The organism is Thermobifida fusca YX (assembly GCF_000012405.1).
GTDB lineage: Bacteria > Actinomycetota > Actinomycetes > Streptosporangiales > Streptosporangiaceae > Thermobifida > Thermobifida fusca.
Genome location: NC_007333.1, coordinates 3,160,853 through 3,176,494, shown reverse-complemented (window position 1 = coordinate 3,176,494; position 15,642 = coordinate 3,160,853). Strand labels below are relative to the sequence as shown.

Annotated in this window: 17 protein-coding genes; 15 read left to right on the top strand and 2 right to left on the bottom strand. The window is 66.8% G+C overall.

Going from position 1 to position 15,642, the window contains the following annotated elements; all coding sequences use genetic code 11:
* Window position 1: 1 nt before the first annotated feature.
* Window positions 2-991, top strand: a complete 990-nt coding sequence (ccsB, locus tag TFU_RS13455; RefSeq protein ID WP_011293124.1) for a c-type cytochrome biogenesis protein CcsB — start codon at window positions 2-4, stop codon at window positions 989-991.
* Window positions 992-1,097: 106 nt separating this feature from the next.
* Here ccsB and TFU_RS13450 read toward each other — a convergent pair whose 3' ends face one another.
* Both TFU_RS13450 and TFU_RS13445 read right to left on the bottom strand, forming a co-directional pair.
* Window positions 1,098-1,445 (bottom strand): PLD nuclease N-terminal domain-containing protein, encoded by a 348-nt coding sequence (locus TFU_RS13450; RefSeq protein WP_011293123.1) that lies wholly within the window; start codon window positions 1,443-1,445, stop codon window positions 1,098-1,100.
* 98 nt (window positions 1,446-1,543) lie between these two features.
* Entirely contained in the window at window positions 1,544-1,747 is a 204-nt protein-coding gene (locus TFU_RS13445; protein ID WP_011293122.1) for a BldC family transcriptional regulator, read from the bottom strand.
* Between the two features lie 384 nt (window positions 1,748-2,131).
* Here TFU_RS13445 and TFU_RS13440 point away from each other — a divergent pair, with 384 nt between their 5' ends.
* From TFU_RS13440 to nuoK, 14 genes are all read left to right on the top strand, one after another.
* On the top strand, window positions 2,132-2,473 hold the full coding sequence (locus TFU_RS13440) for a DUF4229 domain-containing protein (RefSeq protein WP_011293121.1): 342 nt from the start codon (window positions 2,132-2,134) through the stop codon (window positions 2,471-2,473).
* Between the two features lie 49 nt (window positions 2,474-2,522).
* Window positions 2,523-3,233 (top strand): demethylmenaquinone methyltransferase, encoded by a 711-nt coding sequence (locus tag TFU_RS13435; RefSeq protein ID WP_011293120.1) that lies wholly within the window; start codon window positions 2,523-2,525, stop codon window positions 3,231-3,233.
* A gap of 411 nt (window positions 3,234-3,644) precedes the next feature.
* Entirely contained in the window at window positions 3,645-4,952 is a 1,308-nt protein-coding gene (locus TFU_RS13430) for a geranylgeranyl reductase family protein (protein ID WP_011293119.1), read from the top strand.
* An 80-nt stretch (window positions 4,953-5,032) separates the two neighbouring features.
* Window positions 5,033-5,392, top strand: a complete 360-nt coding sequence (locus TFU_RS13425) for an NADH-quinone oxidoreductase subunit A (protein ID WP_011293118.1) — start codon at window positions 5,033-5,035, stop codon at window positions 5,390-5,392.
* Between the two features lie 73 nt (window positions 5,393-5,465).
* Window positions 5,466-6,023 (top strand): NuoB/complex I 20 kDa subunit family protein, encoded by a 558-nt coding sequence (locus TFU_RS13420; protein ID WP_011293117.1) that lies wholly within the window; start codon window positions 5,466-5,468, stop codon window positions 6,021-6,023.
* A complete protein-coding gene (locus TFU_RS13415) occupies window positions 6,020-6,778 on the top strand; it encodes an NADH-quinone oxidoreductase subunit C (RefSeq protein ID WP_011293116.1) in 759 nt (252 codons plus the stop codon). The genes TFU_RS13420 and TFU_RS13415 overlap by 4 nt, the downstream gene beginning before the upstream one ends.
* Window positions 6,775-8,079 (top strand): NADH-quinone oxidoreductase subunit D, encoded by a 1,305-nt coding sequence (locus TFU_RS13410; RefSeq protein ID WP_011293115.1) that lies wholly within the window; start codon window positions 6,775-6,777, stop codon window positions 8,077-8,079. Before TFU_RS13415 ends, TFU_RS13410 begins: the two co-directional genes overlap by 4 nt.
* A complete protein-coding gene (gene nuoE / locus TFU_RS13405; protein WP_011293114.1) occupies window positions 8,076-8,795 on the top strand; it encodes an NADH-quinone oxidoreductase subunit NuoE in 720 nt (239 codons plus the stop codon). Before TFU_RS13410 ends, nuoE begins: the two co-directional genes overlap by 4 nt.
* Entirely contained in the window at window positions 8,792-10,108 is a 1,317-nt protein-coding gene (gene nuoF, locus TFU_RS13400; protein WP_011293113.1) for an NADH-quinone oxidoreductase subunit NuoF, read from the top strand. The genes nuoE and nuoF overlap by 4 nt, the downstream gene beginning before the upstream one ends.
* Window positions 10,108-12,591: an NADH-quinone oxidoreductase subunit G gene (locus TFU_RS13395; RefSeq protein ID WP_011293112.1), complete on the top strand. Its 2,484-nt coding sequence runs from the start codon at window positions 10,108-10,110 to the stop codon at window positions 12,589-12,591. Before nuoF ends, TFU_RS13395 begins: the two co-directional genes overlap by 1 nt.
* Complete coding sequence (gene nuoH / locus TFU_RS13390) at window positions 12,588-13,946, top strand: NADH-quinone oxidoreductase subunit NuoH (protein WP_011293111.1); 1,359 nt, start codon at window positions 12,588-12,590, stop codon at window positions 13,944-13,946. The genes TFU_RS13395 and nuoH overlap by 4 nt, the downstream gene beginning before the upstream one ends.
* Complete coding sequence (gene nuoI, locus TFU_RS13385) at window positions 13,939-14,490, top strand: NADH-quinone oxidoreductase subunit NuoI (RefSeq protein WP_011293110.1); 552 nt, start codon at window positions 13,939-13,941, stop codon at window positions 14,488-14,490. Before nuoH ends, nuoI begins: the two co-directional genes overlap by 8 nt.
* Complete coding sequence (locus TFU_RS13380) at window positions 14,487-15,347, top strand: NADH-quinone oxidoreductase subunit J (RefSeq protein ID WP_011293109.1); 861 nt, start codon at window positions 14,487-14,489, stop codon at window positions 15,345-15,347. Before nuoI ends, TFU_RS13380 begins: the two co-directional genes overlap by 4 nt.
* Window positions 15,335-15,634, top strand: coding sequence for an NADH-quinone oxidoreductase subunit NuoK (gene nuoK / locus TFU_RS13375; RefSeq protein WP_016189259.1), 300 nt, complete (start codon window positions 15,335-15,337; stop codon window positions 15,632-15,634). Before TFU_RS13380 ends, nuoK begins: the two co-directional genes overlap by 13 nt.
* Window positions 15,635-15,642: the final 8 nt, after the last annotated feature.

Genomic DNA, 15,642 nt, shown 5'->3' with positions numbered 1-15,642 from the left:
GGTGCACGTTCTCGCGGCAGGCAGCGCGGTCGACCCCGCGCTGTCGAATCTCAGCGACAACCTTGTCCTCGGGATGATCCTGGTCTATGCGGTCGCCCTGTTCCTCTTCGTGTTCGAGGCAGCCTACGGACGCCGCCAGTCGCTGACCGGCACCCGCCTGGTCGCCGTCGGCGCCTCGGAAGCGGAGAACAGCGACCTGAAAGTGAGCCTGCGGGAACAGGAGCCCGAGGCCAAAGCGTCCCGCCACGTGGTCGGCAAGATCGGCATGGCCATGACCGCGGTGGGCCTGCTGCTCAACCTGGCCCAGATCGTCACCCGCGGCCTGGCAGTGGGACGCTGGCCGTGGGGCAACATGTTCGAGTTCGTCATCGCGATCTGCCTGTGCGGGGTGGCGGCGTTCCTCTTTGCCGCGATGCGTTACCGGGCCCATTACCTCGGTGCGTTTGTGCTGGTCCCCGTCCTGCTGCTGCTCGGTATCGCGGTGCGTTGGCTGTACTCGGAGAGCGGCCCCGTGGTCCCGGCGCTGGACTCCTACTGGATCGCTATCCACGTTTCCGCGCTCATCCTGGCGACCGGGGCATTCATGGTGTCCGGGTCCGCGACGATCACCTATCTGCTGGCGCGACGCACCGAAGTCAAGCAGGCGCTCGGCCAGCAGGTGAGCGCGATCGCCGCCAAGCTGCCCAGCGCGGAACTGCTGGACCGGATCGCGCACCGCATGATCGTGCTGGCCTTCCCGCTGTGGACGTTCGGGGTGATCGCCGGGGCGATCTGGGCGGACGAGGCGTGGGGCCGCTACTGGGGCTGGGACCCCAAGGAAGTGTGGTCCTTCATCACCTGGATCGTGTACGCCGCCTACCTCCACGCGCGTGCCACAGCGGGCTGGCAGGGCCCGAAAGCCGCGTGGATCAGCCTCATCGGCTTTGGCTGTCTGCTGTTCAACTTCTTTGGGGTGAACTACCTGTTCAGCGGATTGCACAGCTACGCCTGACCGGGAGCGGGGCCCTGGGGTGCCGGGGCGCTCACGGTAGAGCGTCGGCAGAGTGAAGGCCCGCCCTCGGCTCACTCAGGGCGGGCCTTCACCATGCCGTGCGTGCTCAATCCTCCGGGTTGATGCGTTTGTCGAGTCGCCGCAGGAACTCGGGGTCGTCGTCTGGGCCCAGTGGACGGTTGCGCCCGGACGGCCGGTGGAAATCCGAGGGGTCCAGATGGTCGGCGGAGGAGACAGGCACCGAGGAGGAGACCGCTGTGCCGGGATGCGTGATGGGACGTCCGAGGAAGAGCCACAGGAGCGGACCGATCACCGCAAACAGCACGATGACGAGTAGCCAGATCACCTTGGGCAGGTTGCGGACTTCCTCAGCGGGACAGGTGAGCGCGTCGAAGAACGCGTACACCCAGAGCACGATCGTGAGCAGCGTAATGAGGCCACCGAGCCAAACCATGTCTTCCAGCCTATCCGGGTGTGACCTGGATGTGCGGGTGCGGACCACCACGGAGCGGGGCCGGTGCCATCGGGACGAGAGCCCAGAGTCTTCGCTGGTCAGTGCGAGGATTCAGGAGTCTCCCCGTGGAGCAGTGCGCGGACTTCGGACTCCCGGAAGCGGCGGTGCCCGCCGGGGGTGCGGATACTGCTGATCCGGCCGGAGGCGGCCCACCGGGTCACGGTCTTAGGGTCGACGCGGAAGAGGGAAGCGACCTCTCCCGGGGTCAGCAAGCGTTCCGTTGTTCTTTCCACCTTCGCCATCCCCCTTTACTCCCATCCCGGATGTGGTACGGGCGTTTAGTCCCCTAGTGTGCATGAGTCGGGCTGTTTCCTCCTTAGTTTTCGGAAAGATGGGAGGCAACGTGGGCGAGGGCGGGCAGATGTGATCGTAACGTGATATCCCCCTCAGGGATGTCTTCTTTCTCAATCTCGGCACAGAAGATGAACACCGCCTTATCTGGGACAGGGGTCCGTGTCCGCAGGAAAAACCGCCCTTTAGGCTGGGGTGGAGAGGGACGATGCACGGTCGAGGACTGGGCAGGACCTGCTGGAGGGGCGGAGGGCACAGCCGTGAACCGCTGCCCCAGGGGCGTGCCGGGTCTTCACCGGGACTTTTCTGTGAACCGCCCGTTGTGAGGCAGTTTCATGCGTAACTTCATTGCTTATACCGCGGCCCGGGTGCTGCTCTTCGCGATCGCTTTCGGCGTGGTGTATCTCCTGGGCGCCCGCGAGCTGCTCGCGGTCATCCTCGCTCTGGTGATCAGCGGCCTGCTGAGTTTCGTGCTGCTCTCCCCGCAGCGCGACGCGCTCTCCGCCTCACTGGTGCGGGGGATGGAACGGATGCGGAGCGTGGGTGAGCGGCTCGATGCCGGGGCCAGCAGGGAAGACCACTTGCAGCAGGCCCCGTCACCCGGGAGTGCGTCCGGCAGTACCGCGGTGGAGCCGGGCCAGGCGGAGCAGCGTTCTGCTCCGGGGGAGACACCGTAGGGAGGACGGGCCGCAGGACCGGAACGCAGCACCCTCTAGGCTGTGCACCATGATCCGTGCCGAACTGGACAAGGACCCCCGAGACGTCGCCGCGATGTTCGACAGCATCGCGGACCGCTACGACCTGCTCAACCGGGTGCTCTCCCTGGGGCGGGAACGCTACTGGCGGCAGGCCACTGTGGCTGCGGTGGACGCCTACAGCGGCGAGCTGGTGCTCGACCTTGCGGCCGGGACGGGAACCTCGTCGGAATCCTTCACCCGCCGGGGTGCGCGGGTCATCGCCTGCGACTTCTCGTTCGGCATGCTCCGGGTCGGCGCTGAACGCCGCGGCGGTGCGTCCCGCAAGGGGGTCACCGTGGTGGCCGGGGACGCGCTGCACTTGCCGTTTGCGGATCAGACGTTCGACGCTGTCACGATCTCGTTCGGGCTGCGCAACGTCCACGACGTGGACCGGGCGCTGGCCGAGCTGCTGCGGGTCACCAAAGTCGGCGGCCGACTGGTGATCTGTGAATTCAGCCACCTTCCGGTGCAGCCGCTCGACCGGATGCTGGGCTGGGGGATGAAGATCGGCCTGCCGTGGGTGGCGCGCCAGTTCAGCGACAACCCGGACGCTTACGCCTACCTGTCGGAGTCGATCGCGGCCTGGCCGGACCAGGCTGGGCTCGCCCGGAAGATCAGCGCGGCCGGCTGGTCGCGGGTCGCCTGGCGCAATCTCACGTTCGGGGTGGTGGCGCTGCACCGCGCCTACCGCGAGCGCTGAGGCGCCGTACGTGTGTCTCTGCTCACCTCCGCGTCCCCGGACAAGGAGGTTTTTCTGTGGCGCAAATCACTACTCATGGTAATGGTAGTATCACCATGAGTCTTCGGTTTTGTTAAAAAGATCCCAATTTGAGCTTTTTGTGAACTTTGCCGAGACTGTGTCCTGTAACCGGCACACCGGTCAAAAGTGAACCGCCGCGCTGTTACCTGGTTTTTAAACCCCTAGGTCAGGGCAGCGCGACCGAAACCTCACCAACAGGGACCTGGGGTCGCTCGTGTGGCTGGGAAGGTCTAGACTTCGCATTGAAGACCTTGTGAAGCACTTCACAAGGGGGCGAGTTTATTCCCCTTTCTGGGACAGCCACAAGCTCGAACCCCAGTGTGAAACCGCGCCGAGCAGTCAGGACCATCCGTGAGCCAGACAGCACCGACCCCAGTCACAGACACCACGGTTCCCCACGAGGAAGCCGACGTCATCGTCGTCGGAGCAGGCCCGGCAGGGAGCACGGCAGCCCACTACCTGGCCACCGCGGGCCTCGACGTCCTGCTGCTGGAGAAGACTGCTTTCCCGCGGGAGAAGGTCTGCGGAGACGGCCTCACCCCCCGTGCAGTCAAACAGCTCGTCGCTATGGGGATCCCCATCAACGAAGAAGACGGCTGGATCCGCAACCGCGGCCTCCGCATCATCGGCGGCGGAACCCGACTCGAGCTTCCCTGGCCTGAACTTTCGGAATACCCCGGATTCGGTCTGGTACGCACCCGCTACGACTTCGACCAGATCCTCGCCCGCCACGCCGTGAAAACCGGTGTGCGGCTCCTGGAACGCACCAACGTCACCGCGCCCATCATCGACGAGCGCAGCAACCGCGTCGTCGGAGTCCAAGCCAAAGACGCCGAAGGCCGCATCCGCTCCTTCCGCGCACCCCTCGTCCTCGCCGCCGACGGCAACTCCTCGCGCCTGGCGATCGCCCTGGGCATCCGCAGACGCGACGACCGCCCCATGGGCGTGGCCGTCCGCACCTACTTCACCACCCCCCGGCACAACGACGACTACCTGGAGTCCTGGCTGGAACTCTGGGACACCACCGACGGCAAGCAGGTGCTGCTCCCCGGCTACGGCTGGATCTTCGGAGTCGGCGACGGCACTAGCAACGTAGGCCTGGGGATCCTCAACTCCACCCCCGCCTTCCAGAAGATCGACTACCGCAAACTGCTGCGCCGCTGGACGCAGAGCATGCCTGAAGAGTGGGGGTTCACCGAGGAGAACCAGAAAGGACCCATCCGCGGCGCCGCCCTGCCCATGGGCTTCAACCGGACACCGCACTACGCCCGTGGCATGATGCTGGTCGGTGACGCAGGAGGCATGGTCAACCCCTTTAACGGCGAGGGCATCGCCTACGCGATGGAAGCAGGTCGGATCGCCGCTGACGTGGCGGTCCAGGCGCTGAGCCGTCCCACACCGCGGGACCGCGAACGCACCCTGCTGCGCTACCCGGAGATCCTGCGGGATACCTACGGCGGCTATTACACGCTGGGGCGCTACTTCGTGAAGCTGATCGGCAACCCCTACTTCATGAAGTACGCCACCAAGTATGGTCTCCCGCGGCCCCTCCTGATGCGCTTCACCCTCAAGATGCTGGCGAACCTCACGGAACCCAGCCACGGCGACGCGCTGGACCGGCTCATCAACGGCCTGTCCAAGATCGCGCCCGCCTCGTGAGACAACTCAGGAGACCCATCCCGCGAGAACGGCAGGACATGAACCTCTTCCGTGCACAACACCAAGGGAGCGGCTAGCCGATGGAGCTGTACACCCCCATCTTCGTACTCGGCGGTATCGGCGCTGCCTTCGTGATCGTCTCGATGATCGTCGGAGCGATCGCCGGGCCTAAACGCTACAACCGCACCAAACTCCAGGCCTACGAGTGCGGGATCGAACCCACTCCCCAGCCCGTGGGCGGCGGTCGGTTCACGATCAAGTACTACCTGACGGCGATGTTGTTCATCGTCTTCGACATCGAGGTCATCTTCCTAGTGCCCTGGGCGGTGCACCTCGACGCGCTCGGGATCTTCGGCCTGGTCGTGATGATCCTGTTCCTCGTCAACGTCTCGATCGCCTACGCCTACGAATGGCGCCGCGGCGGCCTCGAATGGAACTGATCCGCATGACCAGCCCGCACCTGATCCCCAGTCGTCCCACTGAGACTGCAGAACCGGAAAGGGGGTTCGACTGATGGGCCTCGAAGAGAAGCTGCCCAGTGGAGTCCTGCTCACCACGGTCGAACAGATCGTCGGTTTCGTCCGCAAGACCTCCATGTGGCCCGCGACCTTCGGCCTTGCCTGCTGCGCCATCGAGATGATGGCGGCCGGCGGCCCGCGCTTCGACATCGCGCGCTTCGGTATGGAGCGCTTCTCCGCCACGCCTCGCCAAGCGGACCTGATGATCGTGGCCGGCCGAGTGAGCCAGAAGATGGCCCCGGTGCTGCGCACCATCTACGACCAGATGGCGGAGCCCAAGTGGGTCATCGCCATGGGCGTATGCGCCTCGAGCGGCGGCATGTTCAACAACTACGCCATCGTGCAGGGCGTCGACCACATCGTGCCGGTGGATATCTACCTCCCAGGTTGTCCGCCGCGCCCTGAGATGCTGTTGGACGCCATCCTCAAGCTGCACGACAAGGTCCAGAACACCAAGCTCGGCGTGCACCGCGAACGTGAGATCGAGGAACTGGAGCAGCGACGCCTGCGGGCGCTGCCGCTGATCCAGCAGACGGAGGAAGCCACCCGATGACCTCCAACGGGCAGCAAGGCAAGCCTAACCTACCAGAAAAGGACAACCTTCCCAGAGAGCTGGGGACGCAGCGCATCAATTCGCCGATCGCCCGCATGGGCATGTTCGGTGCCAAAACCACCGGCGACACGTCCGGCTACGGACGGCTGCGCGTCTACCGGCACGTGCCCGCCGCCGCCCAGCGTCCCTACAGCGACCCCAGCGACCCGCGCACGGCCTACTTCGACGAAGTCGCCGACGCGCTCGAACGCTCCCTGAAAGAGATCGGGACACCCTACGACACCGCGATCAGCCGGGTCGTGGTGGACCGCGGCGAGATCACCTTCCACGTGCAGCGCGAACACCTGCTGGACGTGGCCACCCGGCTGCGCGACGATCCGGCGCTCCGTTTCGAACTGTGCCTGGGGGTCACCGGGGTCCACTACCCCGAGGATGAGGGCAACGAACTGCACGCCGTCTACGCGTTGCGCTCCATCACGCACAACTACGAGATCCGGCTCGAAGTGAGCTGCCCCGACTCGGACCCGCACATCCCCTCGATCGTGAGCGTCTACCCCACCAACGACTGGCACGAACGAGAGGCCTGGGACTTCTTCGGGATCATCTTCGACGGCCACCCCGCCCTCACCCGTATCCACATGCCCGACGACTGGCACGGCCATCCCCAGCGCAAGGACTACCCGCTGGGCGGAATTCCGGTCGAGTACCGCGGGGCCAAGGTTCCCCCGCCGGACCAGCGGAGGTCGTACGCATGACCACTCCAACCGAGACCTACGTCGATGCCTCCGGAGGCGACTGGGACGAGGTGGTCGCCGCGGCCCAGCGGAGCCAGACCGACCGTCTCGTCATCAACATGGGGCCCCAGCACCCCTCCACCCACGGCGTGCTCCGGCTCATCCTCACCTTGGACGGCGAGACCGTCACCGAGGCCCGAGTCGGCATCGGCTACCTGCACACCGGTATCGAAAAGAACATGGAGTACCGGACGTGGACCCAAGGCACCACGTTCGTGACTCGCATGGACTACCTCACGCCGCTGTTCAACGAGACGGCCTACTGCCTGGCAGTGGAGAAGCTGCTGGGCATCACCGACCAGGTCCCGGAACGCGCCAACGTCATCCGCGTGATGATGATGGAGCTGAACCGGATCTCCTCCCACTTCGTGGCGATGGCGACGTTCGGCATGGAGCTGGGCGCCACCACCGTCATGACCAACGGGTTCCGGGAACGGGAAATGGTCCTGGACATCTTCGAGATGGTCACCGGGCTGCGCATGAACCACGCGTACATCCGCCCCGGCGGCGTGGCCCAGGACCTCCCGCCCGGCACGGTCGGGAAGGTGCGCGAACTCCTCACCGAGATGCCCAAGCGGCTGAAGGACATGCGCAAGCTTCTCGACGCCAACCCCATCTACCTGGCCCGCACCCGGGACGTGGCCTACCTGGACGTCACCGGATGCCTCGCGCTGGGCGTCACCGGCCCGATCCTGCGCGCCGCGGGCCTGCCCTGGGACCTGCGCAAGGCCAAGCCCTACTGCGGCTACGAGAACTACGAGTTCGACATCCCGGTCTCGGACGGTGCCGACGTCTACGCCCGCTACCGGGTGCGAATGGCCGAGATCGAGCAGAGTCTCAAGATCATCGAGCAGTGCCTGGACAAGCTCAAGCCGGGCCCGGTGATGATCGAAGACCCCAAGATCGGCTGGCCCGCCCAGCTCGCCCTCGGCCCCGACGGCATGGGCAACGCGCCGTCCCACATCGCCCACATCATGGGCAAGGGCGGCTCCATGGAAGCCCTCATCCACCACTTCAAGCTCGTCACCGAAGGCTTCCGGGTGCCCCCGGGCCAGGCCTACGCAGCGGTGGAAAGCCCCAAGGGCGAACTCGGCTGCTTCGCGGTCAGCGACGGCGGTCCCCGCCCCTACCGGGTGCACTTCCGGGACCCCTCGTTCACCAATCTCCAAGCTGTGGCGGCCATGTGCGAAGGCGGTACCGTCGCCGACGTCATCGCCGCTGTAGCCAGCATCGACCCCGTGATGGGAGGCGTGGACCGATGAGTACTCCCCCCAAGCCCAATCCGATCTTCAGCGGGGAGAACCGTGCCCGCCTGGAACTCGACGCCAAGGAGATCATCTCCCGTTACCCCAAGGCGCGCTCGGCACTGCTTCCGCTGCTGCACCTCGTGCAGTCGGAAGAGGGCTACGTGAGCAACGACGGCATCGCCTTCTGCGCCGAACAGCTCGGCCTCACCACCGCAGAGGTCACCGCGGTCGCCACGTTCTACACCATGTACAAGCGCCGCCCAGTCGGTGAATACCACGTGGGCGTGTGCACCAACCCGCTGTGCGCGGTCATGGGCGGCGATGAGATCTACTCCGCGCTCAAGGAGCACCTGGGTGTAGAGAACGACGGGGTCACCGAGGACGGAAAGATCTCCCTGGAGCACGTGGAGTGCAACGCCGCCTGCGACTTCGCTCCCGTGGTCATGATCAACTGGGAGTTCTTCGACAACCAGACCCCCGAGTCGATGAAGAAGATCGTCGACGACCTGCGCCTGGGCAAGGACGTCAAGCCGACCCGCGGCCCCAACCGCCTGTGCACCTGGAAGCAGGCCTCCCGGGTCCTGGCAGGGTTCGACGACGGCCGCGCCACCGAGGGCCCGCAGGCCGGAGAACCCTCCCTGGCCGGGCTCCGGCTGGCCAAGGAACGCGGCTGGCAGGCACCCGACCCGGCAGACACGGCTGCCGCGGCCGATGAGGAGGGGACCAAGTGACGACGCTGACCCCCGTGCTGTCCCGCAACTGGGACCGCCCGGACTCCTACACCCTCGACGCCTACCGGGAGAACGGTGGCTACGAGGCGCTGCGCAAGGCCCTGACCATGGAGCCCGACGCCATCGTCGAGATGGTCAAGGCCTCCGGCCTGCGCGGCCGCGGCGGTGCCGGCTTCCCCACCGGGATGAAGTGGGGTTTCCTCCCCAAGGACAACCCCAAGCCGCGCTACCTCGTCGTCAACGCCGACGAGTCTGAGCCCGGCACCTGCAAAGACATCCCGCTGATGATGGCCAACCCGCACGCGCTCATCGAAGGCGTCATCATCTCCGCCTACGCGATCAACAGCCACCAGGCCTTCATCTACGTCCGCGGGGAGGTCCTGCACGTCATCCGGCGGCTGCGGCACGCCGTCGCCGAAGCCTACGAGGCCGGGCTGCTCGGTAAGGACATCCTCGGCAGCGGCTTCGACCTCGACGTCGTCGTCCACGCCGGGGCGGGCGCCTACATCTGCGGTGAGGAGACCGCCCTGCTGGACTCGCTCGAGGGCTACCGCGGCCAGCCTCGCCTCAAGCCGCCGTTCCCCGCCGTCGCAGGTCTGTACGCCTCACCCACCGTGGTGAACAACGTCGAATCCATCGCCACCGTGCCGAGCATCGTCGCCAACGGCGCCGAGTGGTTCAAGTCCATGGGCACGGAGAAGTCCGCCGGCTTCGGCTTCTTCTCCCTGTCCGGCCACGTCAAGCGGCCCGGCCAGTACGAGGCCCCGCTCGGCGTGACCTTGCGCGAACTGCTCGAGATGGCCGGCGGTATCCGCGACGGGCACCGGCTCAAGTTCTGGACCCCCGGTGGCTCCTCCACCCCGATCTTCACCGAGGAGCACATCGACATCCCCCTGGACTTCGAGTCGGTCGGCGGAGCGGGCTCCATGCTCGGCACCCGCGCGCTGCAGATCTTCGACGAAACCACCTCGGTCGTCCGGGTCGTGCGCGGCTGGATCGAGTTCTACGCGCACGAGTCCTGCGGCAAGTGCACTCCGTGCCGCGAAGGCAACTACTGGATGGTCCAAGTCCTGCGCCGTATCGAAGCAGGCAAGGGGACCCAAGAGGACATCGACACGCTGCTCGACATCTGCGACAACCTGCTCGGGCGCTCCTTCTGCGCGCTCGGGGACGGTGCGACCAGCTCGGTGACCTCGGCGATCAAGTACTTCCGGGAGGAGTTCATCGCGGGAACCCACACTCCCGCGTGGGAGCTGTTCCCGTACCAGCGCACCACTCGCTGGGCGAATGAGTCCGTGGAAGAGGACGCCTGATGACAGTCACGACCAACACCTCCGCGGGCGGATCCCCCGCAGTGCCGCCAGAGGACCTCGTCACCGTTACCATCGACGGTTTCGAAATCCAGGTTCCCAAGGGCACCCTGCTGATCCGGGCGGCCGAACTGCTCGGCATCCAGATCCCGCGGTTCTGCGACCACCCGCTGCTCGACCCGGTCGGTGCCTGCCGCCAGTGCCTGGTGGAGATCACCGACATGGGCAACGGGCGCGGCATGCCCAAACCGCAGGCCTCCTGCACCATCACCGTCACGGACGGCATGGTCGTCAAGACCCAGCTGACCTCTCCGGTGGCGGAGAAAGCTCAGCGCGGTGTCATGGAGTTCCTGCTCATCAACCACCCGCTGGACTGCCCGATCTGCGACAAGGGCGGTGAATGCCCGCTGCAGAACCAGGCGCTGTCCCACGGGCAGGGCGAGAGCCGGTTCGTCGACGTCAAGCGGACCTTCCCCAAGCCGATCCCGCTGTCCACGCAGATCCTGCTGGACCGGGAGCGCTGCATCCAGTGCGCCCGCTGCACCCGCTTCTCCGCGCAGATCGCCGGTGACCCGTTCATCGACCTGATGGAACGCGGCGCCAAGGAGCAGGTGGGCATCGCCGAAGGACAGCCCTTTCAGTCCTACTTCTCCGGCAACACCGTGCAGATCTGTCCGGTCGGCGCCCTCACCGGAGCCGCCTACCGGTTCCGCGCCCGCCCGTTCGACCTGGTGTCCACGCCCAGCGTCTGCGAACACTGCGCGTCCGGCTGCGCCCAGCGCACCGACCACCGGCGCGGCAAGGTCACCCGGCGCCTGGCCGGGGACGACCCCCAGGTCAACGAAGAGTGGAACTGCGACAAGGGCCGGTGGGCGTTCACCTACGCCACCCAGCCCGACCGGCTCAAGCACCCGCTGGTGCGGGACGAGGACAGCCGCGCCCTGGAAGCCGCGTCCTGGCCGGAGGCCCTCCAGGTGGCCGCCCGCGGCCTGGCCGCCGCCCGCGGCCGGGTGGGTGTGCTCACCGGCGGACGGCTCACCCTGGAAGACGCCTACGCTTACGCCAAGTTCGCCCGGGTCGCGCTGCACACCAACGACATCGACTTCCGGGCCCGCCCCCACTCGGCTGAGGAAGCCGAATTCCTCGCCGCCCGGGTCGCCGGGCACGGCATCGAAGTCACCTACACCGACCTGGAGAAGGCGCCCGCCGTCCTCCTCGTCGGCTTCGAACCCGAAGACGAGTCGCCCATCGTCTTCCTGCGGCTGCGCAAGGCGGCCCGCAAGAACGGCACCCGAGTGTTCTCGATCGCGCCCTACGCCAGCCGCGGCCTGACCAAGACCAACGGAACCCTGATTCCCACGGTTCCCGGCGGTGAGGCCAGCGCCATGACCTCCCTGGGCACGGTGGCCCCCGAAGCGCTGGAAGCCCTGCACTCTCCGGGCGCCGTCATCCTGGCCGGGGAGCGGCTTGCTGAAGTGCCCGGGGCACTGTCCGCGGTGGCCCGCCTCGCCGACACCACCGGTGCCCGCCTGGCCTGGGTGCCCCGCCGCGCCGGTGACCGGGGAGCCATCGAAGCCGGTGCGCTGCCCAACCTGCTGCCGGTCGGCCGTCCCGTCACGGACGCGGTCGCCCGGGCCGAAGTCGCCCGCGTTTGGGCGGTCTCCGACCTGCCGGCTACCGAGGGCCGCGACACCGCGGGCATCCTCGCCGCCGCAGCAGCCGGAGAGCTCGACGCCCTGGTCATCGCAGGCGTCGACCTGGACGACCTGCCCGACCCGGAGGCAGCCCGAGCCGCTCTGGCGAAGGTGCCGTTCATCGTCAGCCTGGAACTGCGGGCCAGCAACGTCACCGACCGCGCCGACGTCGTCTTCCCGGTCGCCGCCGTCGCCGAGAAGTCCGGCACGTTCGTCAACTGGGAAGGCCGCGGCCGCCCGTTCGGCACCGCGCTGCAAGTGCCCGGAGCAATGTCCGACTTGCGGGTGCTGGCCGCGATCGCCGACGAAATGGACGTCCACCTGGGCCTTCCGGACCCGGCCGCTGCCCGGCGGGAACTCGCCGAACTCGGCGCCTGGAAGGGCACCCCGCTGCCCACCCCGGTGGTCCGCCCCGCCGACGTCGCTATCCCGCAACCCGGCCAGGCGGTCCTGGCCACCTGGGACCAGTTGCTCGGCCAAGGACGGATGCAGGACGGCGAACCGCACCTGGCGGGAACCGCCCGGCCCGCCGTCGCCCGCCTCTCGGCTGCCACCGCCGCCGAGATCGGCCTCGCCGACGGCCAGACACTGCGGGTCGAGGGACCGGCCGGAGCAGTGCGCCTCCCGGCCGTCATCACCGAGATGCCGGACCGTGTGGTGTGGCTGCCGACCAACGCCGCAGGCTGTGCCGTCCGGCGCGACCTCGGCGCGAGCACGGGGACCGTGGTGTCCCTGGCCGTGGACAACGGCACACCCGTCGAGACCGCGACGAGTGCTGGGAGTGAGAAGTGACACCGACGACTGTCGTCAGTGCGGCAGCTCTGGACGCCGAACCGGGGCTGGACGCCTTCGGCAATGATCCCTGGTGGATCATCCTGATCAAGGCCCTGGCCGTGTTCGTCTTCCTCATGCTGTGCGTGCTGATGATGATCATGGCCGACCGCAAGGTCATGGGCCGCATGCAGCAGCGCCACGGCCCTAACCGGTTCGGTCCCTGGGGGCTGCTGCAGTCTTTGGCTGACGGTGTGAAGCTGTCCCTGAAGGAAGACCTCATCCCCCGCACCGTCGACAAGGTCATCTACATCGCCGCCCCGATGATCGCCGCGATCCCGGCGTTCTTCGCCTTCTCGGTGATCCCGGTGGGCCCCGAAGTCACCATGTTCGGGGTGGAGACCCGGCTGCAACTGACCGACCTGCCCGTGGCAGTCCTGCTGGTCCTGGCCACCGCCTCCCTCGGCGTCTACGGCATCGTGCTCGCCGGGTGGGCCTCGCGGTCGCCCTACCCCCTCCTCGGAGGCCTGCGGGCGTCCGCCCAGGTCATCAGCTACGAGATCGCGATGGGGCTCTCCTTCATCGCGGTGTTCATCTACGCGGGCACGCTCAGCACGTCGGGAATCGTCGAAGCGCAGCAGAACATCTGGTTCGCCGTCATCCTCTTCCCGTCGTTCGTGATCTACCTGATCACCATGATCGGGGAGACGAACCGGCTGCCCTTCGACCTGCCGGAGGGTGAGGGCGAGCTCGTCGGCGGCTTCATGACCGAGTACTCGTCGATGAAGTTCACCATGTTCTTCCTCGCCGAGTACGTCAACATGGTCACCGTCTCGGCGATGAGCGTCACCCTGTTCCTCGGCGGGTACCTTGCGCCGCCGCCGATCACCACCTTCTGGCCGGGCGCCAACGAAGGCTGGTGGCCTGCGCTGTGGTGGCTCATCAAGTTCGTCTGCGTGATGTTCCTGTTCGTCTGGGTCCGCGGCTCCCTGCCCCGGGTCCGCTACGACCAGCTCATGAAACTGGGATGGAAGATCCTCATCCCCATCCAGCTGGTCTGGATCACTGCGGTCGCTGTCATCCGGGTGCTCAACAACCAGGAGTACCCGGGCTATGTGACGGCGATCGTCGTCGGCGTGTTCGGTCTGCTGGTCTTCCTCGGACTGTGGGCGTGGAGCCGTGCCGCGGCGAAGGCCAAGGCGCAGGAGGCCGCCGAACACGAGGCCGAGCTGCGGGCACGCCGGGAGAACCCGATGTACGGCGGATTCCCCGTGCCCCCCATGATCGCTCCGCACTACGGCACCAGCGTGCTTGCGGAGGAACCCCGTTACCAGCCGGCCTCAGCCCCCAAGCGTGAGGAGGTTTCCGGTGCTTGAGTGGCTCAATCCCGTCAAGGGGTTCGGCGTCACCTTCCACACCATGTTCAAGAAGGTGCCGACCGTTGAATACCCCGAGGTCAAGGCACCCACGATGCCCCGCTTCCACGGCCGCCACCAGCTCAACCGCTGGCCGGACGGCCTAGAGAAGTGCATCGGCTGCGAACTGTGTGCTTGGGCCTGCCCCGCCGACGCCATCTACGTCGAAGCGGGGGACAACACCGAAGAAGAGCGGTACTCCCCGGGTGAGCGCTACGGGCGCGTCTACCAGATCAACTACCTGCGCTGCATTCTGTGCGGGCTGTGCGTCGAGGCGTGCCCCACCCGAGCGCTCACCATGACCAACGAGTACGAGCTCGCCGACGACAGCCGCGAAAGCCTCATCTACACCAAGGAGCAACTCCTCGCTCCCCTGCAGCAAGGAATGGAGGCGCCGCCGCACCCCATGCGGCTCGGCGAGACCGAGAAGGACTACTACCGGCTCGGACGTGACGACAACGCGGCGGCCCGTGCCGACGAGCAGAACAGCGAGGCTGTTCAGTGAACATCGTTCCGCTTCAAACAACGGCCGCCGCCATTGGCGGCGGTGAGACCGCGACCTTCTACATCCTGGGCTCCATCGTGGTGCTCGCCGCGCTCGGAGTAGTGTTCAGCCGCCGGGCTGTCTACTCCGCGCTCATGATGGCCGTGGTGATGATCGGCCTCGCCGTCTTCTACGGGATCAACGAGGCGCCGTTCCTGATGGTCGTGCAGATCGTCGTCTACACCGGCGCCGTGCTGATGCTCTTCCTGTTCGTCCTCATGCTGGTGGGCGTCAGCTCCTCCGACTCCCTCGTAGAGACGATCCGCGGGCACCGGCTCCTGACCGCGGTGATCGCCCTGTGCTTCCTCGTCCCGCTCGTCAGCGGGCTGAGCAGCATCGTGGCGGGTGAGCCCGTCGGGTTGAGCGCCGGGGTCGCCGCCGCGGGCGGCAGCATCCCGTGGCTCGCCAGCGAGATCATCTACCGCTACGTCATCGCCTTCGAAGCGACCGGGGCCCTCCTCATCACCGCGGTCCTCGGCGCCCTGGTGCTGGCCCACGCCGTCCGCACCAAGAAGAAGCGCACCCAGAAGCAGATGTCGATGGACCGGATCCGCAGCGGCCACCCCACTCCGCTGCCCGGACCGGGCACCTACGCCCGGCACAACGCCATCGACATGCCCGCGCTGCTGCCTGACGGGTCGGTCTCGGAACTCTCGATCAACCCGGTGCTGGCCGCGCGCAACCCCGAGGACCAGCACGGGGTCCCTGAAGACATGAGGTACTCGATCGGCGCGATCCCCGAATCGGGTGGTCGACCGGACGCACAGGCCTCCAACGGCGACGAGCAACGGGAGGACGAGAGCTCGTGGACCCGATGAACTACATCGTGCTCGCGGCGATCGTGTTCACCATCGGCGCCGTGGGCGTCCTGGTGCGGCGCAACGCGATCATCGTGTTCATGTGCGTGGAGCTGATGCTCAACGCCTGCAACCTCGCTTTTGTCGCCTTCGCGCGGATGCACGGAGGCATCGAAGGCCAAGTGATCGCGTTCTTCGTGATGGTGGTCGCTGCGGCCGAGGTCGTGGTGGGACTGGCCATCATCATGCAGATCTTCCGAACCCGCAGGTCCGCGTCGATCGACGACGCCAACCTGCTCAAGAACTAGGGCGGGGG

Coding starts and splice junctions, on each gene's coding strand:
- TFU_RS13410 (WP_011293115.1), top strand. CDS start 6,775: ATGACCACTCCAACCGAGACCTACGTCGATGCCTCCGGAGGCGACTGG.
- TFU_RS13435 (WP_011293120.1), top strand. CDS start 2,523: ATGATCCGTGCCGAACTGGACAAGGACCCCCGAGACGTCGCCGCGATG.
- nuoE (WP_011293114.1), top strand. CDS start 8,076: ATGAGTACTCCCCCCAAGCCCAATCCGATCTTCAGCGGGGAGAACCGT.
- TFU_RS13445 (WP_011293122.1), bottom strand. CDS start 1,747: ATGGCGAAGGTGGAAAGAACAACGGAACGCTTGCTGACCCCGGGAGAG.
- TFU_RS13450 (WP_011293123.1), bottom strand. CDS start 1,445: ATGGTTTGGCTCGGTGGCCTCATTACGCTGCTCACGATCGTGCTCTGG.
- TFU_RS13395 (WP_011293112.1), top strand. CDS start 10,108: ATGACAGTCACGACCAACACCTCCGCGGGCGGATCCCCCGCAGTGCCG.
- TFU_RS13425 (WP_011293118.1), top strand. CDS start 5,033: ATGGAGCTGTACACCCCCATCTTCGTACTCGGCGGTATCGGCGCTGCC.
- TFU_RS13415 (WP_011293116.1), top strand. CDS start 6,020: ATGACCTCCAACGGGCAGCAAGGCAAGCCTAACCTACCAGAAAAGGAC.
- TFU_RS13420 (WP_011293117.1), top strand. CDS start 5,466: ATGGGCCTCGAAGAGAAGCTGCCCAGTGGAGTCCTGCTCACCACGGTC.
- TFU_RS13440 (WP_011293121.1), top strand. CDS start 2,132: ATGCGTAACTTCATTGCTTATACCGCGGCCCGGGTGCTGCTCTTCGCG.